Raw genomic sequence first — 23,518 nt, forward strand, 5'->3', positions numbered from 1 at the left:
CTCAACGGGCGTAGATCGCCTCGATCTCGTCGGCGTAGGCCGCGGTGATGACGTTGCGCTTGAGCTTCATCGTGGGAGTCAGCTCGCCGCTCTCCTCCGAGAAGTCGTGGGGGAGTAGTCGATACTTCTTGATGGACTCTGCATGCGAGACGGACCTGTTCGCGTCGGCGACGGCGGCGTCGATCTCCGCGACGAGTTCGGGATCGGTCTGCAGATCCGCTGCGGTGGCGTCGGCGGCCTTGCCGTGGGAGGACTTCCAGCGATCGAACGCGTCCGGATCGAGGGTGATGAGCGCGCCGATGAAGGGCTTCTGATCGCCCACGACGACTGCCTGGCTGATCAACGCGCCCGCCCGCAGCTGGTCTTCCAGTCCGGCCGGTGAAACGTTCTTGCCGCCTGCGGTGACGATCAATTCCTTCTTGCGCCCCGAGATCGTGATGTAGCCGTCCTCGTCCACGGAACCGAGATCGCCGGTCCGGAACCAGCCGTCGTCCAGCGACTCGGCGGTCGCGTCCTCGTTGCGCCAGTAGCCGTCGAACACGACCGGTCCGCGGAGTTGGATCTCGCCGTCCTCGGCGATGCGCACGGTGTTGCCGGGCAGTGGACGCCCGACGCTGCCCACGCGTTGGAATCCGATGGTGTTGACCGCGAACGCCGCGGTGGTTTCGGTCAGCCCGTAGCCCTCGTAGATCGTCACGCCGATGCCCCGGTAGAAGTGGCCGAGACGGGAACCGAGCGGCGCGCCGCCGGAGATGGCGAGTTCGCACTTGCCGCCGAGCGCTGCCCGCAGTTTGCCGTAGACCAACTTGTCGAACACGGTGTGCTTGGCGCGCAACACGATTCCCGGTCCGCCGGTGTCCTGTGCCTCGCTCCACGCCACTGCGCATTCGGTGGCGAGGTCGAAGATCTTTCCCTTGCCGTCGGCGTGCGCCTTCTGCTTGGCGGTGTTGAAGACCTTCTCGAACACTCGCGGTACCGAGAGGATGAAGTCCGGCTGGAACGTGCCGAACGTCGCGACGAGATTGGGGATGTCGCTGGTGTGCCCGAGGGTGACCCCGGCGTCGAACGAGGCGATGGACACCGCGCGTGCCAGCACGTGCGCCAACGGAAGGAACATCAGCGTGCTGCGGCCCTGCCTCATCAGTGATTTCAGCGACGTCTCACGAATGCCGAGTGATTCGGCGAGCAGGTTGGCGTGGGTCAGCTGGACGCCCTTGGGGCGACCCGTGGTTCCCGAGGTGTAGATGAGGGTTGCCGGGTCCGACGAGGCGAGTTTCGAAACCCGTTGGTGCACCTCGTCTTCGGTGATCCCGGCCCCGCCGTCGATCAGTGCCTGCACTGCGTCGGTGCCTGCCGAGTTCGCGATGACGAACGTCTGCCGGACCGACGGGGCAGCTGCCACAACGGACTTCGTCTCCTGCACGTGCGCGTCGTTCTCGAGAATCAGCAGGACCGGCTCGGCGTCTTCGAGAATCCACTCCACCTGCCCGGCCGAGGACGTCTCGTAGATCGGTACCGTCACGCCGCCCGCGGCCCAGATCGCGTAGTCGAGAACCGACCACTCGAAACGCGTCGACGACATCAGTGCGACCCGATCGCCCTGCGCGATGCCCGCGGCGATCAGACCCCGCGCCACCCCGACCACCAGGCGCTCGAACTCGGCGGCGGTGACGTCGATCCACTGCCCGTCCGACAAGCGGCGGAACACGACCGCGTCCGGCGAGGTGCGGGCGCGAGCGAAGACGGTATCGACAGCCGAGTCGGTGTCCGCGATGGCGTATTCTGCGGCGACGGTGAACTCGCGCACGGGATTACCTCCGGATAGAACGGGGAGAACGAAAGTCGATAGCTCGGCTTCACAGATACTCTAGACCCGGGCTCACGGCGTCGAAATGCGCCTCGAAAGAAGGCTGCAGGAACGAGCCTGAAGAGAGGGGACGCGCATTGCCCAGGACCCGATATGTGAAGCTCTGTCGATGAGCAGTATTCAAGTTGCGGATCAGACATTCGTGGCCGCCCCCGGTGAGCGGGTGGCGCAGGCGTTCGCGTCGCCCGAGCGGTGGCGTCGATGGTGGCCGGATCTGAACCTGACCATCACCGAGGACCGGGGTGAGAAGGGGATCCGCTGGGCAGTGCGCGGCGGGGTCGTCGGAACGATGGAACTGTGGCTCGAGCCTGCGCTCGACGGTGTGATCGTGCATTACTTCCTGCATGCCGAACCTGCCGCGGACGTCGACGTGGCGGCGCACCAGCACACTCGTCGGGTGGCCGGACGAGCGATGACGTTCGAGCTCAAACGACAGCTCGAGGCCGGTCGGTCTGCAGGTGAGGCACCCCACCACGTAGCGTCGACTCCGGCTCGAGAATGAACCGCGCGGTACGGTCGGCCGGTTCGCGTTGTGCGTCGGCGGATCGATCGTGTGAGATAGGCCTGCGCGAGTTCGGCGGTGCAGAAGCGAGCCGAGCTGATCGAAGTACCCGAGAGGAAGCGGACGAGTAGTCATGGCGGAGAAAACCCAGAGGTCGATCGTCGTCGAAGCCCCACCGAGCCGGGTCATGGACGTCATCGCCGATTTCGACGCGTACCCCACGTGGGTGTCGGCCGCGAAGTCCGTCGAGGTCCTCGAAGTCGGCAAGGACGGTCGTGGCAAGCGCGTCAAGTTCGTGCTCGACGCAGGGATGGTGAAAGACACCTACGAGCTCGAGTACGACTGGGCAGCCGACGGCAATTCGGTCTCCTGGAACCTCGTCTCGGGCGAGATGCAGAAATCCCAGAACGGCTCGTACACGTTGCGCGAGTCCGGTAGCGGCACCGACGTGACGTACGAGCTCACCGTGGACCTGAACATTCCGATGATCGGTCTGTTCAAGCGCAAGGCAGAGAAGGTCATCACCGACACTGCGCTCAAGGAATTGAAGAAGCGGGTCGAAGGCTGAGCGAAGCTCGCACCGAAGCCCGCACCACGGTGTTGCTGTTTCTCGGCAAAGGTGGCGCGGGTAAGACGACGCTGGCGGCTGCGTCGGGGCTGCGACTCGCCCAGGCCGGTGAGCGGGTGCTGATCGCCTCCGTCGACCAGGCGCACTCGCTGGCCGACGCGTTCGCGGGGGACGCCGAGGCCGAGGACCCGTCCGGTGTTCGTTCGATCGCGCCCGGCCTGGACATCGTCGAGATCGACACGCTGGCGTTGCTCGAAGCGCGGTACCGGGTGCTCGGCTCGCTGATGGCCGTGGCGTCCGCCGGACACGAACACGGGGTGAGCTTCGGGGCGATCGAACCGGAGGAGCTGCTCGGTCTCCCCGGAGTCGAAGAGTTGCTCGGAATGCACGAGATCGGCCGTCTTGCCGACGAGAATCGCTGGGACACAGTCATAGTCGACCTGCCCGCATCGGCGGATGCCCTACGCATGCTGCAGTTGCCCGACACCGTCGCCGCGTACGTCGAGCGGATCTGGCCTCTGCACGCACGGATGGTCGCCGGCACCGGTTCCGATGTACGTCTGACCCTCGTGGTGGCGATGATCGAGCGAATCCTCGCGCAGGTCGACTCCGTACGGTCCCTGATCACCGACTCCGCCCGAACCGGCGCGACCGTGGTCGTGACCGCCGAACAACTTTCGGTCGTCGACGCGGAACGAACACTGTCGGCAGCTGCTCTGCTCGGAATCAGAATCGATCGTGTTCTGGTCAACAAAATCCTGCCGAAGCTCAACGCGTCGTCGATCGGTCTGGTGGGCGCTCATCCGGCCGTGTTCTGGTTCGAGAGGTGGCGGGCGGCGCAGCTCGACGCGGTCGCCGAGCTGCGCCGACGCGTCGGCACGGTGCCGATCGTGGAGGTGGAGCACGCTCCCGGCGAACCGGTAGGGTTGGGGCCCTTGCAAGATGTGGCCGATCGCCTCGAACCGGACTCCCTCGAACGGCGCGCGCCGGGCTGGGGTGAGCAACCTTCGGTTGTGCTCGAGTCGGGTCGCGGACTCGAATCCGTGTACGCGATGAGAATGCTTCTGCCGGTGGTGGATTCGACGACCTTGGGCCTGGGGCGAGTGGAGGACGACTTGATAGTGAGTGCCGACGGGAGGCGACGGCGCATCAGATTGGCGTCGGTGCTGCGTCGGTGCGTCGCGGACTCCGCCGAACTCGACGGACCGTGCCTGGTGGTGCGTTTCCGTCCGAACCCCGACGTGTGGCCACTGTGACTCGTACAACCCCGACGGTCGGGGTGTGTCGATGAACTCGGACCATTCCGAGCTGGGGGCGGACCTGCTGGCCCTGGCCGAGACCGTGTTGACGCGACTGGAGCCCATCCTGCGTCGCGTCGCCGAGACACAGCAGGATCGTGACCAACAGGGATGCAGTTGGTGCCCGGTCTGCGCACTCGCGGCGCTGGTGCGCGGGGAGCGCCACGATCTCGTCGAACTCGTGGCCTCCGAGAGCGCCGTGGTGATCGCGCTGTTGCGTCAGTTGCTCGCCGATCACACGACCTCCGGGGCGACGCACTCCGCAACGCAGGCTCCGCCCGCCCCGTCGTCACCCGGAACCGCGGCCGAACCCGGGCCCGGCAGTGCCGGTGCCCCCTCGGACCCGGCAGAGGTCGCGGACGTGTCGATGGACACGAATTCACAGGACGACCGCCCCGCGTCGTTCGTTCCGATTACCGTTCGAGTGAAGAATTCGCGTTCGGACGAGCAGGAGCGTCCGTGATCGACGCGACTCGGGTGCAGGCCGCGTGGGGGACGGCCGAGGAAGGCATGAACGAATGAAGCGGCACCACCAGCGACTGACGGTCGGCATCGACGTGGGCGGGACCAGCCTGCGCGCGTCCGTCGTCGACGAGGACGGTCAGGTGCTCGACTCGACGGCTGCTCCCACCCCGCACACTGCTCGCGCGCTCGAACGCGGTCTGGATCGGGCCGTGCAGGAGCTGGCCGGGCGACACGACATCGCGGCAGTCGGGCTCGCCGTCGCCGGGTTCATCGACTCCGACCGCACGACGGTTCTCTTCGCCCCGCATCTGCCGTGGGTGAACACTCCGGTGGCGACGGAAATGAGCATGCGCATCGGTCTGCCGGTGTTGCTCGAGCACGACGCCAATTCGGCGGCATGGGCCGAGTATCGCTTCGGTGCCGCGTCCGGTGGCCGCAACGTGGTGATGGTGGCCATCGGTACCGGTATCGGTGCGGCGCTGCTGATCGACGGCAGGATCTATCGGGGTAGCCACGGCGTGGCACCGGAACTCGGTCACATCCAGGTCGTGCCGGACGGCCGGGCCTGTCCCTGCGGCAAGCGCGGTTGTTGGGAGCGGTACTGCAGCGGTACTGCTCTGGTGGACACCGCGGTCGAGTTGCTGGCGGCGGACCCGGCGTCCTCGACGACCCTGGCTCGTGAGGTGTTCCTCGACCCGGGTTCGTTGACCGGCCGCCGGATCGCCAGTGCTGCGCACGAGGGTGACTCGATCGCCCGCCGCACCATGGAAGACTTCGCGCAGTGGCTCGGCGTCGGGCTCTCGATGGTCAGCGACGTGTACGACCCGGATCTGATCGTGTTGGCCGGTGGAGTGGCGACGTCGTCGAGTCAGTTCCTGGCGCGCGCGACCGACAAGTATGCGGAGCTGGTGACCGGTGCGGGGCACCGACCGCTGGCCCGAATTCGCAGTACTCAACTCGGTGAGGCAGCAGGCATGATCGGGGCCGCGGAGTTGGCCCGGGCGCAGTTCGTCACCGGGGTCCGCTGACTGTTCTTCGCTCGCTTCCTGTGACCTCTGTCCCCGTGTCGGCGATGATGTGGCTGGTGTCATAAACCGTGGGTACAGTTCACTACGCGGCACGGTTCGAGGACGCACGGCCGCAGTCGATTCGCTTCAGGGCGAGGCGGCACCAAACGAATTCCGGACCATCATCAGGGAGCATGTCAATGTGGTACTGGCTGGTTAAGTACATTTTCGTCGGCCCCCTTCTCATCGCCCTGGGTCGGCCCACGATCGAGGGTGCGGAGAACATCCCGACGGAGGGTCCGGTCATTCTGGCCAGCAACCACAAGGCCGTTCTCGATTCGTTCTACCTCCCGCTCAAGACGCCTCGCCGCATCACCTTCCTCGCCAAGAGCGAGTACTTCACCGGACCGGGGCTCAAGGGCGCGTTCCAGAAATGGTTCTTCACCGCGGTCGGGCAGGTGCCGATCGATCGCACCGGAGCCGACGCGGCACAGGACGCGCTCAACGCAGGCGTACGCGTGATCGAAGCAGGCAAGGTTCTCGGCATCTACCCCGAGGGCACGCGGTCACCCGACGCGCGGCTGTACAAGGGCAAGACCGGGATGGCGCGTCTGGCATTGCAGACCGGAGTTCAGGTGATCCCGGTCGCGATGATCGGTACCGAGAAGATGAACCCGATCGGTTCGCGCGTGTGGCGTCCGGCGAAGGTCACCATCCGGATCGGAAAGCCCATCGACTTCTCTCGGTTCGAGGGCATGGCAGGCAATCGCTTCGTCGAGCGTGCCGTCACCGACGAGGTGATGTACGACCTGATGTTGCTCTCCGGTCAGGAGTACGTGGACGTGTACGCCGCATCTCTGAAAAAGGCTGCACCCGAGGCGGAGTCGGCTCCGACCGCGCAGCGTATCCCGGATTCCAAGGCCAGCTGACCCTGTTCGGGCCGCGTCGCGATCACTGCGCGGCGCGTGTACCGACTGTCGCGTTCGTTCGATCGGACCACGTGATCGCGGCCGTGGCGACGATCGAGGCGAGCGCCCACCACACGTAGCCCGAGGCAGCGAACTGATCCACGAGCGGCCAGCCCAGCCCGCTCCATCGACCCTCGCCGAGCTTCCAGTGCGGCGGGTAGAGCATCAACGCCAGCCCGACGGCCACCAGAGTCGCCAGCAGCGCACTGCGGCGGCGGTAGCCCAGTACGGCGAGCACGACGACGAACGGGATGGCCCACACCCAGTGGTGTGACCAGGAGACCGGCGACACCAGCAGTCCGAACATGGCGTTGATCGTCAGCGCGAGCGCAGTCTCGCCTGCGGCGAACGCCTTTCGCATCGCCACCGCCGCGATGGCGAGCACCACCACCGACAACGCGATCCACAGGATCGACCGGGGTAGTTCGTCCAACCCGAGCCGCGCGAGCACTCCGGTGATCGACTGATTGGGCGGGTAGGCCGGGCCGCCGATTCGGTCGGAATCGACGATCGTCTCGGTCCAATACTTCACCGAGTCCGACCACGTCAGCGCGAAGCCGATCGCGGTGAACACCGCAAAACTCAGTACCGACACCACTGCTGCGCGAAAGTCCTTGCGCAACAAGAAGAACAGTACGAACACTGCGGGGGTGAGCTTGACGGCGGCCACGAGACCGATCAGCACACCTCGGGGCCACGGCGTCTTCTTCGGCAAGCAGTCCAGTGCAACGAACGCCATCAACACGATGTTGATCTGTCCGTAGTTCAGCGTCGAGGTGACCGGCTCGAGGAGCAGCACGGCCACGGCGAACACAGCTCCGGCAGACCACCACACGAGCGTGCGGGGACGCAGTCCGAGCGAGGTGAGGGTCACCACGACGGTCACCAGCAGCAAGAGCATGGACAGCACGGTGACCGCGATCGAGGCGGCGTACAGCGACACCGACGACAGCGGGCTGAAGATCGCCGCGGCGATCGGGGGATAGGTGAACGGCAGCGTCGTACCGGTCGCGATCGGTGGCAGCTGACCGTAGAGATCCCCGCCCTCGGCGAACACCTGCCCGCCCAGTCGATACACGTCCAGATCGAGACGGTAATGCTCACCGATCGTCCGCAGCCCCGGAAAGCCGTTGAGATGGAACAGCACACCGACGACGGCACCGATCAGAACGAGGACCCTGCTCGACGCCACCGCCCAACTCGGCCACCGGCGTCGCGTCGGCGCGGCCGGCTCCGATGCTTCGGCGACCGGACGGTTGGAGTCGGGCGAAGTCACTGGCGTTCCCTTTCAGGGCTCTTCGGATCGGGGCTACCGGTACGTGGGGGACGTGTCGGGGACGCGCTAGGGTGAGCCGCGTGCGCTACTTCTACGACACAGAGTTCATCGAGGATGGTCGCACAATCGAGTTGGTCTCGATCGGTGTGGTGTCGGAGGACGGTCGCGAGTTCTATGCGGTGTCCTCCGAGTTCGACCCCGAGCGCGCCGGCCGCTGGGTTCGACGCAACGTGCTTCCCAAGCTGCCACCGTACTCGTCGCCGCTGTGGATGAGCCGGTCCCGAATCCGAGACGAACTGCTCGAATTTCTCGTTCCGCACTACGGTGCCGAGGTCGAACTGTGGGCGTGGGTGGCGGCGTACGACCACGTGGCCCTCTGCCAGCTGTGGGGCTCGATGACCGAATTGCCGCGTTCGTTGCCGCGGTTCACTCGTGAGCTGCGCCAACATTGGGAGGATCGCGGCAGTCCCGAGCTGCCGTCGGTTCCCGACGATGCTCACGACGCCCTGGCCGACGCGCGGCACAATCTGGCGAAGTTCCAGGCGATCGAGGAGTACTCGTACCGCGGGTGAACACCCGTTGTCCTGCGGCTTCGGCGGTGCGAATATCCTGTAGCGGTGAACTGGACTGTCGACGTACCCATCGATCGCTTGCCCGACCTGCCGCCGTTGTCACCGACGCTGCGCTCTCGATTGGACGATGCGTTGGCCAAGCCGGCTGCGCAGCAACCGCAGTGGGATCCCGAGCATGCTGCCGACATGCGCAAGGTGCTCGAGAGCGTTCCCCCGATCACCGTCGCCGGTGAGGTGGAGGCGTTGTCGGACAAGCTCGCCGCCGTCGCTCGCGGTGAGGCCTTCCTGCTGCAGGGTGGTGATTGCGCCGAGACCTTCGTCGACAACACCGAGCCGCACATCAAGGGCAACATCCGCACGCTGCTGCAGATGGCGGTGGTGCTCACCTACGGCGCGAGCATGCCGGTGGTCAAGGTCGCCCGCATCGCGGGGCAGTACGCCAAGCCGCGTTCGTCGAACATCGACGCGCTCGGTCTGCAGTCCTACCGCGGCGACATGATCAACTCTCTCGTCGCCGACGAGAGCGTCCGCGGCCACGATCCGTCGCGACTGGTGCGCGCCTACGCCAACGCGAGTGCAGCGATGAATCTGGTCCGCGCACTCACCGGTGCAGGCATGGCGGATCTGCACAAGGTGCACGACTGGAACCGCGAGTTCGTCGCCCAGTCGCCCGCCGGTGCCCGCTACGAGGCGCTCGCGGGGGAGATCGATCGCGGACTGCGCTTCATGGATGCCTGCGGCGTCTCGGACCCCAACCTGCACACCGCGCAGATCTTCGCCAGCCACGAAGCACTCGTTCTCGACTACGAGCGCGCGATGCTGCGCCTGGACAACACCGACGATCACCCCAAGCTGTACGACCTGTCCGCACACTTCCTGTGGATCGGCGACCGCACCCGCCAACTCGACGGGGCGCACATCGCGCTGGCCGAGCTGATCTCCAACCCGATCGGTCTCAAGATCGGGCCCACGACCACGCCCGAGATGGCCGTCGAGTACGTGGAGCGCCTCGACCCGACCAACAAGCCGGGACGTCTGACGCTGATCTCGCGCATGGGCAACGGCAAGGTGCGCGACATCCTGCCCGCCATCATCGAGAAGGTGCAGGCCACCGGCCACCAGGTCATCTGGCAGTGCGATCCGATGCACGGCAACACGCACGAGGCCTCGACCGGCTACAAGACGCGTCACTTCGACCGCATCGTCGACGAGGTGCAGGGATTCTTCGAGGTGCACAACGGCCTCGGAACGCATCCGGGCGGAATTCACGTCGAACTGACCGGCGACAACGTCACCGAGTGCCTCGGCGGTGCCCAGGACATCTCGGACCTCGACCTCGCAGGCCGCTACGAGACCGCCTGCGACCCGCGTCTGAACACGCAGCAGAGCATCGAGCTGGCGTTCCTCGTCGCCGAGATGCTCCGCGACTGATCAGGGCAGCGACACGACCATGACCTCGGAGCCCGGTTCCACCCGAGAACCGGCTCCGGGGCTCTGGGTGATGACCAGAGACCCGTCGGTGTCCACCACCTGACGGACGTCGATCGTCAGGCCCAACGTCTCGAGCGTGCTCCGGGCCGAGCCGACCGACCGACCCAGCAACGACGGCACGGTGACGGCGTTGGACACCTCGAGCACCGCGGTGGACCCGGACCTCACAGTCTGACCGGCCTCCGGTGTGGTTGCGATCGCCTTGCCGCCATCGGTGTCCTCGTCGAAGGTCTCGCGAACCTCGCCGACGGTGATGCCCACCGATTCCAGCGTCGTTCGGGCCTGGTCGACGCTCTGCCCGCGTACGTCGGGTACCTCGACCGGCGGTGCCCCCTTGCTGCGCAGCACCGTGACCGAGCTTCCCGTCGTCAGCACGGTGCCGGGCGGTGGGTCCAGTGCAGCGACCCCGCCGATCGGAGCGGACGTGCTGAAGGCCTCGCCGCCGTCGACGGGCGTGAACGTCCGGTCTCGCAGCTGTTGTTCCATGTCGTCGACGGTTGCGTCCGTGTCGATGGAGGGAACGGTGGGGCGGCCCAGCGACACCAACAGAAACACCGTGTCGCCCTTGGCGATTCGCGATCCGCCGGTGGGATCGGTGCCGATGAGAAGGTCGGTGTCCACCGAGTCGGAGTACGTTCCGCGCACAGCCGACTCGAGACCGGCGGCTTCCACGGCGCTCGTGGCACCGGTGGTGTCGAGCCCGTCCACCATCGGGACTGCGGTGTAACGACCAGAGCCCATCCACCATCCGCCGAAGCCGACCAGTACGGCGAGCAGGGCGACAACGAGCAGCCAGACGACGATCGCTCGGCGCGAGCGTTGGCGATCGGCGTCGAAATCGGGGAACTCGTAGTGCCGTCTGCCGGTCGGGGGTGGCCCGGCGGGCGGCGGATCGGTGATGTCGGAGCCGTCGTCGATGCCTCGGGACGTGGGCGAGGTGACCACTCGGGTGTGCTGCACCCCGTCTCGAGGGGGCTGGGGCGGAGAATTGTCCACGACCTGGGTGCGAGCGGCCGGTGGACGGCCGCCTGCGACCGTCGTCGGTGCGCCGGCTGCGGCCGAGCTCAGATGTTCGGCCGAGCGCTTGGGCGCGGGCACTCGGTACTCGGGCAGCGCGAGCGCCGACGCGGCAGCGCGCAGAGCGCGGGCCATGTCGTCGGCATTGCGGTACCGGTGTTCCGGGGCGCGAACGGTGGCGCGTTGGACCACCTCGTCGAATTGCGGGGGTACGCCCGCGATGAGAGTGGAGGGGAGCGGTACGTCGTTGTCGATGCGCTGGTAGGCGATGGACAGTGAGGTATCGCCGGTGAACGGTGTGCGTCCGGTCAGTAGCTCGAACAACACGACGCCGACGCCATAGACGTCGCTGCTCGCGGACGCGGAGCCGGTGGTGACCTGCTCGGGAGACAGGTACGCGGCGGTGCCCAGAATCACACTGCTCGACGTCACGGTGGAGGCTGCGATGGCTCGGACGAGTCCGAAGTCGGCGATCTTCACGTCGCCGTCGTCGCTGATCAGAATGTTCTCGGGCTTGATGTCGCGGTGCACCAGACCGGCTCGGTGGGCCACTGCGAGCGCGTCGAGAACCGGTCGGATGACGGCCGCTGCAGCGTGCGGGGGCATCGGTCCACGCTCGCGCAGTAGTTCACGCAGAGTTCCGCCCTCGACGAGTTCCATGACGAGGAAGGCGTGTTCGCCGTCGCGCCCGTGGTCGTAGACGGCGACGAGGCCGGGGTGACTGAGCCTGGCCACGGCCCGAGCCTCGAACTCGAAGCGCTGGACGAACTGCGGGTCCTCGGCGAACTTCGGATCCATGATCTTCACCGCGACGGGGCGGTCGAGCCTGGTGTCGAGTCCGCGGTAGACCGTCGACATACCGCCGCGCGCGATCGGTGCGTCTATTCGGTATCGACGATCGAGCATCGAACCCGGTATCACCGAACCTCCCCTCGTCGTCCATTGATTTCCGGCTTTCGGTGCCGGATGCTGAAGTCGATCGTATCGGTGCCGGAGATGCCGACCGACGATCGTGGATCGTGTCCTCGGTCCCGACCGACCCGGATTCTGCGCTTTTGAAGTCTGGACGCCGGACCCGTTAACGTTACCTGCGTGAGTGCCATTCCCTATGCCGACGACGTGCTCGATCCGTCGGTGTCTTTGCTGCAGTTCGCCGATGTCGCGAAGATCCTCGACATCCCCAAGACCCGCGTCGAACAGCTCGTCCGAGATCGCCAGTTGCTCGCCCTGAAGCGTTCGCGCGTGCCCGGTGTGCCGGAGCAGTTCCTCGACGCGAGCAAGGGCACCATCGTCAAGGGGCTTCCCGGTCTGCTGGCCGTGCTGCACGACGGCGGTTACGAGGACGAGGAAATCCTGCGGTGGCTGTTCACCGAGGACGAGAGCCTGCCCGGTGCACCTGTCGCCGCTCTGCACGGCGACCTGATGCGCGAAGTGATCAGACGCGCACAGGCGATGGCCTTCTAGCGAACCGTTGCGCGCTTCCAGCCGGTGACGGCGAACTGCGGAAGCGCGATGCGCGCTCGGGTCAACTGCGGCACCGTCGCGCGTTGGGAGAGCACGCGGTAGCCCTGTGACTCGACCTCTGCGAGGATGCGGCCGTACAGGATCGACGCCGTGCGCATCGACGGTCGCACTCGCGGATCCAGCATCTCGATGCCCGCATCGGACGTGCGGTAGATCGAGCGGGTGACGGCGATCAGGTGCGCGAGAGCGCGGGTGACCCTGGCATCGACATTTCCCGTGGTGCGGCACCATCGAAGAAGTTCTTCGTCGACGCCGAACGCCGCGAGTTCGTCGGTGGGCAGGTAGATGCGGTCGCGATCGAGGTCCTCACCCATGTCTCGGATGAAGTTGGTGAGCTGGAACGCCTCGCCGAGGGCTGCGGCGGGCGGCTCGGCCTCCGACCGCTCGACGACGGTTCCCAGGATCGGCAACATCTGCAGTCCGATGACCGCAGCGGAGCCGTACATGTACTCGCGCAACTGCTCCATCGTGCGGTAGCGGGAGACGAACATCGGGCTTCCCGGAATGTCCATGCGCATCGAGTGCATGAACGCGAAGAAATAGTCGTGCGGAATGTCGTAGCGCGCCACGGTGTCGCACAACGCGCTCAACACTCGATCGGACACGCTGTCGGACAACGGTTTTCCCGCCAACGCGTCGCGCACCCGGGATTCGATCACGTCGAGTTCGACGATGCGACGGGCGTTGAGCTCGTCCGACCCCACGGCGATGTCGGTGCCCTCGAGGTCGACGATGTCGTCGACCATCCGGGCGAACCCGTACAGCGCATGCACGCCTGCGCGCTTGTCGGTGGGGAGCAGGCGCGTGGCGAGGAAGTACGTCTTGCCGTGCTGGGCGTTGAGTTCGCGACAGATGCGGTATGCCTCGTGCAGCTCCGGATCGATACCGTCCAGTTCTTTCATCACGCGGGCCTTCATGATGTGGATTCGTCTCCGGTCGGTTCCGTTGCTGGGGTCCTGGGCGCGTTCGGCACGGCACGGTGTTCCCTGGATCGGTCCGATCGTAAACGCAGCGGATCGACGCGCGTCAGGGCCAGAGCCGCGACGACCGCGGCGAAGATCGCCAGTGCGACGTGCCCGAAGGTGTACAGGCCGATCGATCCATCGGGTTGGAAGACGAGCATGAGCCACGTCGACAGACCCGTCAGGATCATCAGGGTCGTGCGCGAGAGTGCGAAGCCTGCGGCGATCGCCAACGGCCACGAGTAGTACCAGGGCAGGGCTGCGGGGGAGAGGACGACGGTGGCCACCAGGGCGATCAGGATGCCCTTGACCGCATCGCGTTCTGATCTGCGACCCAACCACCAGGCCACCGCGAGAACGACCACCAGTGCGATCGCGCACAGCAGACGGGTGACGTCGAGAACGGGTCCGAGGCGCAGATCGAGGAACCATGATGTGCTGACGGTCACCAGGTGCGCCAGGATCGTGGGGAGCGAGAGCCAGTTGATGATCTTGGCCGATCCGGAAAGAGCGGTCAGCCAACCGATTCCGACTCCGGCGATCACCGATGCCACGGCGAACACGGCGATAAAGACGGCGGCTCCGATTCCTGCGGTCTTGACGAATGCCAGGCCGGGCGCCATCGGCGTTCGGCCCTCCGCCCGCGCCTTCTCGCGCAGATGGATCATCCAGATCCACACCAGGAAAGGCAGCGCCAGGCCTGCTGTGGCCTTGATCGCCACCGCGATCGCGACCAGTGCGATGCCGCCCACGTGCTTGTGCTCGAGCGTCAGCACGATCCCCGCGGTCATCAGGCCGACCATGAGCAACTCGTTGTGCACTCCGCCGATCAGGTGGATCAGCACCAGAGGGTTGAGGACGGCGAGCCACACCGCGGTGGTCGCTCGGCCGCCGAGGTGCTTCGCCAGCCGCGGAACCGCCCACATCATCAGTGCCAGACCGGGCAGCATCGTCAGGCGCAGCAGCATGGTTCCGGCGATGACGTTGTCACCGGTCAGGCTGGTGATTCCGCGACCGAGCAGTAGGAACAACGGGCCGTAGGGCGCAGTGGTGGTGGTCCAGACATTGCTGACGTTGTCGAGTAGAACTCCTGGATTGGCAACGGGTCCAACGGCATACGGGTCGAATCCGTCGCGGAGCAGTGCGCCCTGCGCCAGGTAGGAATACGCATCGCGGCTGAACATCGGCACCGACAGCAGCAGCGGTGCGGTCCATGCCGGGACGACCCAGCGCAGTTCGCCCACGGTGGTGCGGCCGTGCAGGGTCGCGCGGCCGAGCCGAACCCATGCGGTGATCATCAGCAGGACGCCGACCCACACGATGATGGTCGAGAGTACGAATCCGTGACCGAATCGCAGCCACGACAGGTGCATCTCCTCGAGCAACGGATCGCGTCGGCGCACACTGCCCGCGCCGAATCCACCGAACACGATGCAGACGGCACCGACCACACCGAGCAGTGCGGCTTTGCCCTCGGGACTGCGCAGGAAATTGCCCGTTGCGGTCAGTCTGGACGGTCGTCGCGAAGCCGAGGGCGGGGGGCCGCCGTCCGACGATCGATCCTCGGAGGTGGAGTGCGACGAGATCGAAGACATTGCCGCCTGCTCCTCCTCTGCAACGAGTTGTGGGTCGAGATCTGTACGCCGGACGATGGTTCACGCCGATCACCGAACGATCATGGTCGCAGCAATGAGCGCGACCGGCAAACGATCGCGCTCAGCTTAGTTGGTCGACGCAGTGAATCGAACGAACCTACCGTCCGGTGGGCCCCGTCACCCGCTCTGCGGCGAGCTTTCCGGACACCAGAACCGTGGGAACGCCCACTCCCGGCGTGGTGCCCGAGCCTGCGAGGACCACGTTGTCGAGCCCGGCGACCATGTTCTTGCGTCGGAACGGCCCGGTCTGCCTGAACACGTGGGCGGACGAGAACGGAGAGCCCTCGATCATGCCCTTCTGCGCCCAGGTCTCGGGTGTGTCGATGTGATCGAGCGTGAAGCCGTCGAGCAGACCTTTGTATCCCCGAGCTTCCAGCGTCGTCAGGATCTCGGTGAGGTACGGCTGCGCCAGCTCGCCCCACGGCAGTGGAGCACTGTCGAGGTTGGGGCACGGTGCAAGGATCGACACCGGCTCGCTGCGCACTCCGCCACGCACCACTTCGAGATCGGGATCGCTCACCGACGGTCGGGTGATGAGCAGGGACGGATCGGCCATCAGGGATCCCTTGCCCGATCGTGCGGTGATGCGGCGGAAGGTCTCGGCCCATTCGTCGCCGAAGTCGATGGTGTGGTGCGCGCGGGCCGGCCACGTCGCCGTCAGCTCGACGGGAACGGTTCCGTGCGCGACGACCGCCGACGGTGACACCACGCCGTATCCGTTCCGTCGGCCCTTCTTGGACACCGACGCTCGGTCGAGCAGTCGATCGACCACGGGCAGGTCGGCAGTGAGAACGAGTGCGTCGCAGGCGATTCGACTGCCGGCTGCGGTGACGACGGAGTCGGCACGACCTCGGTCGACGGTGATGTCGACGATCTCGGTGCCGAGTTCGAGCGTGCCGCCTGCGGTGACGAACGCGTCGGCCATGGCCTTGGCGATGGCCGCCATGCCGCCTTCGGGGAAGAACACCCCGAGTGAGGTGTCCATGTGTGCGATCGCTCCGTAGACCGCGAGGGCCTTCTGGGGTGCCATCCCTGCGTAGAGCGCCTGGAACGTGAACACGCGGCGTAGGCGGGTGTCCTTCAGGAACTTGTCGACGCGGGGCCCGAGACGGCCGAAGCCGCCCAGCTTGGTGAGCGTCGCGGTGTCGGAGATCGCAGCCTTCGATCCCACGAGATCGAGCGGTGAATCGAAGTTCGAGTCGATGAAGCGGTCGAACTCGGCGTCGAAGATGTCGGCGAGCCAGCGCCGCAGTTCGCGATATCCCTGCGCCTCGGCGGGGCCGCAGGTGCGTTCCACCTCGGCCGCCATGGCTTCGGGATCGGAGTAGACGTCGATGGACGTGCCGTCGGCGTAGCGCGTGTGATAGGACGGCGACAGTGTGGTCAGCCGAATCGGCGGCGTGGTCGACTCGAAGTCCGCACCCACGGCGGCGAGCGCCTCGAGCACCAGGTTCGGCATCGTCAGCACGCTCGCACCGTTGTCGATGTCGTACAGGTGCGATCCGTCGGCGTCCGATACCGGGTACACCCCGACTCGGCCGCCCACGGTCTCGTCACGCTCGACGATGGTGACTTTCCTGCCTGCTCCCAGCAGATGCAGACCGGCGGCCAGACCGGCCAATCCCGCTCCCACGACGACGACGGTGTCGGTGGTGCCGGAGACCGTGCGGATCGAAGACATGACGCTCTCTTTCAGTACTGCCGTTGAATGGCGGCGGTTGCCATGGCGCGTAGGTGCGCCGCAGCGACCGGTTCGATCGAACTGTTGTCGAGGGCTGCGACCGCCCGGGTCCCGAGCTCGTCGATCTGCTTCTCGACCGCATCCACTGCGCCGAGTTCGACGAGAATGGAACGGATGTCGGCCACTTCGTTCGCGTCGAGTTCGGTTCCGAGGCTGGCTCTGATCGTGGCTGCACGATCCGGCCGGGTCTCGTCCGCCTTCTGCAGTGCCAACGCGATCAGCACGGTGCGTTTGCCCTCGGTGATGTCGTCGCCCGACGGTTTGCCGGTCACCTCGGGATCACCGAACACTCCCAGGAGGTCGTCGCGCAGCTGGAACGCGATTCCGATGTCTGCACCGAAGTTGCGGTAGGCCGAGATCAGGTTCTCGTCGGCATCGGCGAGAGCTGCGCCCAGATGCAGCGGCCGCTCGACGGTGTACGCAGCGGTCTTGTAGCGGTTGACGCGCATCGCAGCCTCGACACTCTCGTCGGTGCCTGCCTCGGCTTCGATGTCGAGCAACTGGCCGCCGAGAACCTCGGTGCGCATCGCCGACCACACCGGCTGGACTCGCCGCGCGGCATCGGCGTCGATACCGGACTCGCGCAGTAGATCATCGGCCCAGCACAGGGCGAGATCGCCGACGAGGATGGCTGCCGATTCACCGAAATGGTCCGCGGCACCGGACCAGCCCGCGTCCCGGTGGCGCTGGGCGAAGCCGACATGCACCGTAGGGAAACCACGTCGCGTGCTGGAGGAGTCGATGATGTCGTCGTGGATCAGGGCGCAGGCCTGGATCAGTTCGAGAGCCGAACACGCCCGCAGCACTGCCTCCGCACGGGCACCGGTGGATTCACCGCCTGCACCGAGCCACGCGGTCCAGGCGAACGCGGGGCGCATGCGCTTGCCGCCACGAAGCACGAACGCCTCGAGATCGGCCACCGCAGCGGGATAGCCGCCGCCCACGGTGTCGACTACACCTCGGCGTGAGGCGAAGAACTCGGCGAGGGTCGCATCGACGGCCGTGCGCATCGCCTTGGGGTCGTTCGCGGCGGCGGGTGTGTCGACTACGGGCGAAGAAAAGTCTCCGGACAGGACGATCCTCCAAGGTTGCTGTGGATTGCATGAATTCTGAATCCCACAGTAATGGCCGTGCAAGCCCTGGACCGACGTGCAGCGAACATCTTTCGTCAGGGAGGCCCGACGGGCTTCGTTGGGGCGCAACCTATGATCTTCGGGTGAGCGAAGATTCCGTCAGGGGGCGGTCGAGTCGAGGATTCGTGACGAGGACACCGTCCATCGTCGACCGACTACGGACAGAACCCGAGGCCAGGATCCCGTTCTCGGTGGAGTTCTCGCCTCCACGAGACGAGGCCGCCGAGGCCAGGCTGTGGCGGGCGGTTCGTGAGTTCGAACAACTTCAGCCGGCATTCGTGTCGATGACCTACGGCGCAGGCGGTTCGACCCGCGATCGCACGGTGCGCGTCACCGGGCAGATCGCCGAGGAGACCACCCTGCTTCCTGTGGCTCATCTCACTGCTGTCTCGCACAGCGTGGACGAGTTGCGATCGATGGTCGGGTCCTACGCGGACCGCGGCATCACCAACATTCTCGTACTGCGCGGAGATCCCCCCGGAGATCCACTCGGTGACTGGGAGAAGCATCCGGACGGAGTCGAGTACGCGGAGGAGCTCGTCCGGCTGGTACGCGATCTCGGCGACTTCCACGTCGGCGTTGCGTCGTTCCCCGAAGGGCACCACCGTGCTGCCGACCTCGAGCAGGACACTCGCTGCCTGGTCGGCAAGTTGCGGGCGGGTGCGGAGTACTCGATCACCCAGATGTTCTTCGATGTGGACGACTACCTGCGCCTACGGGATCGCGTGTGCGCGTTCGACGCCGAGCAGGGTGCCAAACCGATCATTCCCGAGATCATGCCCATCACCTCGCTTCGGTCGGTTCGTCGGATGCTCGAGCTCTCGGGCACGACGCTCCCGTCGCACCTGGACGAGAAGTTCACTCGCGCCGCCGGATCCGGTCCTGAGGAGGACCGCGCCGCCGTCCGCGAGGTGGGCATCGAACTCGCCACGAACATCGGTGAGCGCCTGATCTCCGAGGGCGCGCCCGGATTGCACTTCATCACCCTGAACTTCGCGCGCGCGACGCGTGAGGTGCTGAGCAACCTGGGGCTTGCGGCCGCGCGAGTGTGAGACGGGTCAGGGCTGCGGCGCGGGCATCGGGCGCGACTTCCACGACAGCGCGCCACGACGCCTGCGCACGTGGGATTCCGCGACGAGTCCGACGAACGCGAGAATCGACACCGGGTGCAGTGCCGCGTCGAGTGCGTCGCCCACCCCGAACCGCGACCCCACCTCGCGCCGCCGGGTCGACAACCGAGACACCGTTCCGGCGAGGTACCCGGCGAATCCGAGGCGACGCGCGCGACCCGAGGACGTGAGCGCCGTGATCGGGGGCAACACGTACACGGCGGTCAGTGCCAGGGCAGCCGCAGCCGAACCTGCCGGTCCACCGAACTCGTTCCACAGCCACCTGCTGTAGCCGGATCGAAGTTCTGCCGCCGATCGATACATCCGGCAGCGGACGAACCCCGCACCCGACGCCACCGCCGTCGAGAATCCACGCCGACGCAGAGCACGTGCCAGATCGAGGTCCTCGGTCGCGCTCGCGGCGACGCAGCCGTGGCCCCCGATGGCGCGATAGGCGGCGGCATCGAAGGCCATGAACTGCCCGCAGGCGACCGCCATCGACGGTGCGAGCGTCGCGTTGCCCAGAGGGACGGGGAGCGTGGACATCCACGACCATGCGAGCAACGGCTGGACGAGTCGCTCGACGGTGCTCTCGGCCAGTTGCTCCGGCCACGGGCACAGCAGTGAAGCGCCGCGCCTTCGCAGCATCCGGGCGGCTGCCGCCACGGCCTCCGGTTCGAGTCGCACATCGGCATCGACGAACACGATCAGCGACGTCATCGGGTCGTCCTCGTCGGCCAGCCTCGCGAGTTCGGCGCACGCAGCTGCCTTGCCGGTCCAGCCGGCCGGGGGAGCGACACCGGAGGTCACGATGCGAATCCTCGGATCGCCGTCCGCAGCCGCACGGGCAGCGGCCGCCGTTCCGTCGGTCGAGTCGTCGTCGAGAACGATGACTCGCAGATCCGTGCACGATCGTTGCCGCGCGAGATCGCCGATCAGCGCAGGCAGCGTCGCGACCTCGTTACGGGCGGGAATGCAGACCACGACGCGCTCGGTGACGGCCTGCTTCGGGGAGCGCAGGCTCGGCATGAACCGCGAGTTGAACACGGACACCGCGGCCGACGCCGTTGCGAGAACGCTTGCGGTCGCCGTCGTGCGCGCGAGCAAGCCGTCCTTCACGCAGACGTTCTGTCGGTGGAGCTTCCGGACTCGGTACCGCGCGACCCGCGGACCCGCAGCGGTGGATTGCGCGAGACCCACGCCATGGCCCCGACGATGGCCGCGACGCCGACGGTCACGCCGCCCACGATGCCGGCCCAGCCGGCGAAGCTTCGGGTGTTGGGATCGGGATAATTGACCTCGGCGCGCATCGAGGTGACCTCTCCTGCCGGCAACTTCCACGAAATCGAGTTGTCGCTCTCGCGGGTGCCGTTGGTGGTGCCGATGCGGGCCGGGAACGCGATGGTGAACTGTACGTCCGAACCCTGAGCCGGAACGGAGGACAGATCGGCGTTGCCTGCCAGAGTGACGGTGTCACCGGAGCGCTGCAGCGTCAGCTGGAACGAACCGGCCGCGTTCTGGAAGATCGAGCCGAGGGTCTGCACGTCGCCGAACGAGAGATCGTCGAAGATGGCCTGCGACCCGACGTATCCGTCCTGGCTGTACGGCTCGACGCGAACCTTGTCCTCGATCGAGGAGGGAACCACCAGTTCGGGACCGGTGTCGGAGTCCGATGTCGGCACTGTGGCAGCCACGATCTGACCCGCGACGCGGTCGTTCGCCGACACGCCCATCGTGACCTGCACGCGCAGGCAACCGGCCAGCATCGGCGCGACCAGCAGCGCCAGTGCGACCACCGAGAGAACACGGCGGCGGTGGGTTCGATGAGATGTTCGCGATGTCGACTGCACAGCGACATCGTGCCAGGGCATCGAGGTGATGTCAGTCGGCAGGGGTTGTCAGCGAGGCGTGTCGGTACCGGAGCGATCGACCGTCGCACGCGGCTCGGACCCGAGTGGTCGACCGCGACGGGCATTCCATGACAGACGGACATTCCACAACAGCGGGATACCGACGACGCCCATGACGACGAACCCGTACACCGCCGAGTACCGAAGTTCCGGACCGTCGAGGAACACCGCGTGCGCGAGCGCCGATCCGAGCCACGTCCACAGGAACAACCCGATGGGCACCGTGTCGTCGGATGGCTGTGGGCGACCGACGGCGCGGTCGAGCGATTCCATCACCGCAGCCATCAGCGTGGCCACCACCAGCCAGCCGAGGTAATTGGTCAGCGGAATCGACGGCACTCCGGGCAGCCCGACGGAACCGGCGGTCCAGGTCCACTGTCCGTCGGTGACCATCTGAGGATCGAGGTAGAGGTCCCAGCCGACCATCCCCACCGCCACTGCCACGATTCGGAGTGCGGTGGCGCGCGCCTGCGTCGTGTCGAGACGGCGAACGACGAAGGTCACGGCGCACCAGATCGGGTAGAACCCGGCCGTCCACGCCAAGGGAACCACGACCGGCACCTCGAACAGGCTCGGGCCCAATCGATTCTGCGCGTAGAAGTACTCGCCGAACGGGATGCCGGTTGCCGTGCCGACGAGCTCGGACGCGAACCCGGTACCTGCGGTCACGACGACGAGAATGGTGGCCCACACGACGCCGCGGTTCAGCGCCGCGTGCAGGATCGACGCGAGCGCGAGCAGGGCCACCACCGCCACCGTCACCACGTCCCTTGTCGATCCCGATACCAGTGGATAGACGATTTGGCAGCCGACAGCGGCGGCAGCCACGACGATCGGCACAACCTTCATTCCCGTTTCCTTCCGAAGAACGTGCGACGGCGGGCTGCGCGGGCGTCGGCGATCGCGATTCGCGCCGCCGACCGACCACTGGCCGCAGTGACCCCTCCGCCGGGGTGGGTCGATGCGCCGGTGAGATAGAGCCCGTCGGCACCGGGGACCCGATGTCCGGCCAGTTGAGGGTGTGGTCGCCACATCATCATCTGGTCCAACGACATGTCCAGGTGCATGATGTTGCCTCCGATCAGACCGAGCTCGCGCTCGATGTCCGGCGGCGATTGAACGAACCGATCCAACACCGATCCCGCGAAACCGGGTGCGTACCGGTCCAGTTCGGCCACGATCCGGTCCGCCTCGAACTCGGCCAACGAGCGCTCGCCCGGAACGTTCGATCGCCATTGTCTGCCGTCGGCGAGGGTGTGGGGATGCCACTGCGACCACAGTGAGATCTGGTGCTGTCCCGGCGGCGCGATGGTGGGATCGAGTGCGCTGAACGACATTCCCAGGACGGCCGGGGTGGGCGGCAGGTCGCCGGCGAGCGCGTGCCCGTGCGCCAACCGCAACTGGCTGCGGTCGCGTACCAGCAGCGCCAGACCGTGGGTGCCGTCCTCGATCCGGTCTGCACTCGGGTACGCGGGTAGGGCGTCGGTGGCCAGTCTGACCGCGGTACCGATCCCGGGCCCCACCCGAATCGTGCTGCGCCACCGGGCGATCTGCGCCGAGTCGTGTCCGCCTGCTTCGAGGAGGTCGAGGGTGGTCACGATGTGGCAGCCGGCCACGACTACACGACTGTCGATCTCCCGTCCCGACGCGGTCCTGGTGGTCCAGCCGTGTGGCCGGCGTACGAGCGAGGTCACGGCGTCGCCGAGTGTCAGTTCGGCACCGTCGCGCTGCAGCCGAGCGATCATCGCCTCGGTCAGTGCGCCGCTGCCGCCGACCGCGCGGCCCGGCGGAAGGGTGTGCATGAGGGCAGCGAATCCGACCATCGGTGCGGTGCCCGGCTCGGACATCGGCGGACCCGACTGCGCGCCGAACCACGCGAGGGCAGCCTTGAGTCGTTCGCTCGAGAACATCTCGTCCAGCAGGGAATCGCCGGTGGCGAGAAATTCACGCGAGAGCATGCTGCCGCCGTCGGGCGCGCCGAGGCCCCAGAAGGATCGGAGCAGTTTCGGGCCGGTCGGTGGCCCACCGAAGGCACGCATGGTGCGTTCGCTGCGAGGGCCCCAGACGGAGACGAAGGTGCGGTAGGCGCGCGCGTCGGCTGCGCCGCAGGCGGCGGCGATGGAGTCGCAGGTTCGGTCGAGGTCGCGATGGAAGACGATGCCGCGTTCGTCGGTGTCGACAGCTCCCGGCGCGAAGGCCCAGGGATCGCAGTCGATGTAGCGCAGTCCGAACTCGGCGAGTCCGAGCTCCTCGATGATGCCGGTGTGACGAATCATGATGTGCGCCGACGAACCGCGGTCGACACGGTGGCCGGGAAAGCGTTCCACCGTCGAGACCGCGCCGCCCGCGATGGTGTCGCGCTCGAGAACCTCCACCGACATACCGGCATCGGTCAGATAACAGGCAGAGGTCAGGGCATTGTGGCCGGAGCCCACCACCACAGCATCGATCAC

At 66.6% G+C, this 23,518-nt stretch carries 21 protein-coding genes; 10 read left to right on the forward strand and 11 right to left on the reverse strand.

The features are described 5' to 3' along the window. Nucleotide 1 precedes the first annotated feature (1 nt). Nucleotides 2–1,807 (reverse strand): AMP-dependent synthetase/ligase, encoded by a 1,806-nt coding sequence (locus tag CH295_RS20290; RefSeq protein ID WP_094741753.1) that lies wholly within the window; start codon nt 1,805–1,807, stop codon nt 2–4. Nucleotides 1,808–1,976: 169 nt separating this feature from the next. Between CH295_RS20290 and CH295_RS20295 the strand changes: the two genes are divergently transcribed. The 6 genes from CH295_RS20295 (at nt 1,977) to CH295_RS20320 (ending at nt 6,636) form a co-directional block, all read left to right on the forward strand. Continuing rightward, entirely contained in the window at nt 1,977–2,369 is a 393-nt protein-coding gene (locus CH295_RS20295) for a polyketide cyclase / dehydrase and lipid transport (RefSeq protein ID WP_094635457.1), read from the forward strand. Nucleotides 2,370–2,502: 133 nt separating this feature from the next. Continuing rightward, complete coding sequence (locus tag CH295_RS20300; RefSeq protein WP_037192848.1) at nt 2,503–2,937, forward strand: SRPBCC family protein; 435 nt, start codon at nt 2,503–2,505, stop codon at nt 2,935–2,937. Between the two features lie 29 nt (nt 2,938–2,966). Further along, nucleotides 2,967–4,193, forward strand: a complete 1,227-nt coding sequence (locus tag CH295_RS20305) for an ArsA family ATPase (RefSeq protein ID WP_094741754.1) — start codon at nt 2,967–2,969, stop codon at nt 4,191–4,193. Nucleotides 4,194–4,224: 31 nt separating this feature from the next. Beyond that, complete coding sequence (locus CH295_RS20310) at nt 4,225–4,698, forward strand: hypothetical protein (protein WP_094741850.1); 474 nt, start codon at nt 4,225–4,227, stop codon at nt 4,696–4,698. A 55-nt stretch (nt 4,699–4,753) separates the two neighbouring features. Then, nucleotides 4,754–5,728: an ROK family protein gene (locus tag CH295_RS20315; protein WP_037192841.1), complete on the forward strand. Its 975-nt coding sequence runs from the start codon at nt 4,754–4,756 to the stop codon at nt 5,726–5,728. Nucleotides 5,729–5,907: 179 nt separating this feature from the next. Continuing rightward, a complete protein-coding gene (locus CH295_RS20320) occupies nt 5,908–6,636 on the forward strand; it encodes a lysophospholipid acyltransferase family protein (protein WP_037192839.1) in 729 nt (242 codons plus the stop codon). A 22-nt stretch (nt 6,637–6,658) separates the two neighbouring features. On the opposite strand, the gene CH295_RS20325 is transcribed toward CH295_RS20320, so the two are convergent. Further along, nucleotides 6,659–7,951, reverse strand: a complete 1,293-nt coding sequence (locus CH295_RS20325) for a glycosyltransferase 87 family protein (protein ID WP_502694517.1) — start codon at nt 7,949–7,951, stop codon at nt 6,659–6,661. A gap of 80 nt (nt 7,952–8,031) precedes the next feature. Here CH295_RS20325 and CH295_RS20330 point away from each other — a divergent pair, with 80 nt between their 5' ends. Then, a complete protein-coding gene (locus CH295_RS20330; protein WP_027497365.1) occupies nt 8,032–8,523 on the forward strand; it encodes a polyadenylate-specific 3'-exoribonuclease AS in 492 nt (163 codons plus the stop codon). A 45-nt stretch (nt 8,524–8,568) separates the two neighbouring features. Further along, nucleotides 8,569–9,954 carry a class II 3-deoxy-7-phosphoheptulonate synthase gene (locus CH295_RS20335; RefSeq protein WP_032394396.1) on the forward strand — a complete coding sequence of 462 codons (1,386 nt, stop codon included), beginning with the start codon at nt 8,569–8,571 and terminating at the stop codon, nt 9,952–9,954. Here CH295_RS20335 and pknB read toward each other — a convergent pair whose 3' ends face one another. Then, nucleotides 9,955–11,937 carry a Stk1 family PASTA domain-containing Ser/Thr kinase gene (gene pknB / locus CH295_RS20340; RefSeq protein ID WP_094741852.1) on the reverse strand — a complete coding sequence of 661 codons (1,983 nt, stop codon included), beginning with the start codon at nt 11,935–11,937 and terminating at the stop codon, nt 9,955–9,957. Nucleotides 11,938–12,123: 186 nt separating this feature from the next. Here pknB and CH295_RS20345 point away from each other — a divergent pair, with 186 nt between their 5' ends. Then, nucleotides 12,124–12,495: an Rv2175c family DNA-binding protein gene (locus CH295_RS20345; RefSeq protein WP_037192837.1), complete on the forward strand. Its 372-nt coding sequence runs from the start codon at nt 12,124–12,126 to the stop codon at nt 12,493–12,495. Here CH295_RS20345 and CH295_RS20350 read toward each other — a convergent pair. From CH295_RS20350 to CH295_RS20365, 4 genes are all read right to left on the reverse strand, one after another. Next, a complete protein-coding gene (locus CH295_RS20350; RefSeq protein WP_037193512.1) occupies nt 12,492–13,457 on the reverse strand; it encodes a phytoene/squalene synthase family protein in 966 nt (321 codons plus the stop codon). The genes CH295_RS20345 and CH295_RS20350 overlap by 4 nt on opposite strands. An 11-nt stretch (nt 13,458–13,468) precedes the next feature. Then, nucleotides 13,469–15,112 (reverse strand): alpha-(1->6)-mannopyranosyltransferase A, encoded by a 1,644-nt coding sequence (locus CH295_RS20355; protein WP_094741755.1) that lies wholly within the window; start codon nt 15,110–15,112, stop codon nt 13,469–13,471. A gap of 157 nt (nt 15,113–15,269) precedes the next feature. Then, the gene (crtI, locus tag CH295_RS20360) at nt 15,270–16,853 is read right to left on the reverse strand and encodes a phytoene desaturase family protein (protein ID WP_252342114.1); all 1,584 of its coding nucleotides are present in this window, start codon (nt 16,851–16,853) and stop codon (nt 15,270–15,272) included. Nucleotides 16,854–16,864: 11 nt separating this feature from the next. Next, a complete protein-coding gene (locus tag CH295_RS20365) occupies nt 16,865–17,923 on the reverse strand; it encodes a polyprenyl synthetase family protein (protein ID WP_094741756.1) in 1,059 nt (352 codons plus the stop codon). Between the two features lie 248 nt (nt 17,924–18,171). Between CH295_RS20365 and metF the strand changes: the two genes are divergently transcribed. Then, on the forward strand, nt 18,172–19,098 hold the full coding sequence (gene metF, locus CH295_RS20370) for a methylenetetrahydrofolate reductase [NAD(P)H] (protein WP_037192830.1): 927 nt from the start codon (nt 18,172–18,174) through the stop codon (nt 19,096–19,098). Between the two features lie 6 nt (nt 19,099–19,104). On the opposite strand, the gene CH295_RS20375 is transcribed toward metF, so the two are convergent. The 4 genes from CH295_RS20375 to CH295_RS20390 are packed head-to-tail and all read right to left on the reverse strand — an operon-like array spanning nt 19,105 to nt 23,518. Beyond that, nucleotides 19,105–20,274 carry a glycosyltransferase family 2 protein gene (locus tag CH295_RS20375; RefSeq protein WP_252342115.1) on the reverse strand — a complete coding sequence of 390 codons (1,170 nt, stop codon included), beginning with the start codon at nt 20,272–20,274 and terminating at the stop codon, nt 19,105–19,107. Continuing rightward, nucleotides 20,271–21,026 (reverse strand): LppM family (lipo)protein, encoded by a 756-nt coding sequence (locus CH295_RS20380; protein WP_196250558.1) that lies wholly within the window; start codon nt 21,024–21,026, stop codon nt 20,271–20,273. The genes CH295_RS20375 and CH295_RS20380 overlap by 4 nt, the downstream gene beginning before the upstream one ends. 27 nt (nt 21,027–21,053) lie before the next feature. Further along, nucleotides 21,054–21,914: a carotenoid biosynthesis protein gene (locus tag CH295_RS20385; RefSeq protein WP_037192825.1), complete on the reverse strand. Its 861-nt coding sequence runs from the start codon at nt 21,912–21,914 to the stop codon at nt 21,054–21,056. Then, nucleotides 21,911–23,518, reverse strand: a complete 1,608-nt coding sequence (locus CH295_RS20390; RefSeq protein ID WP_094741757.1) for a phytoene desaturase family protein — start codon at nt 23,516–23,518, stop codon at nt 21,911–21,913. Before CH295_RS20390 ends, CH295_RS20385 begins: the two co-directional genes overlap by 4 nt.

This window comes from Rhodococcus sp. 14-2483-1-2 (assembly GCF_002259405.1).
Lineage (GTDB): Bacteria > Actinomycetota > Actinomycetes > Mycobacteriales > Mycobacteriaceae > Rhodococcoides.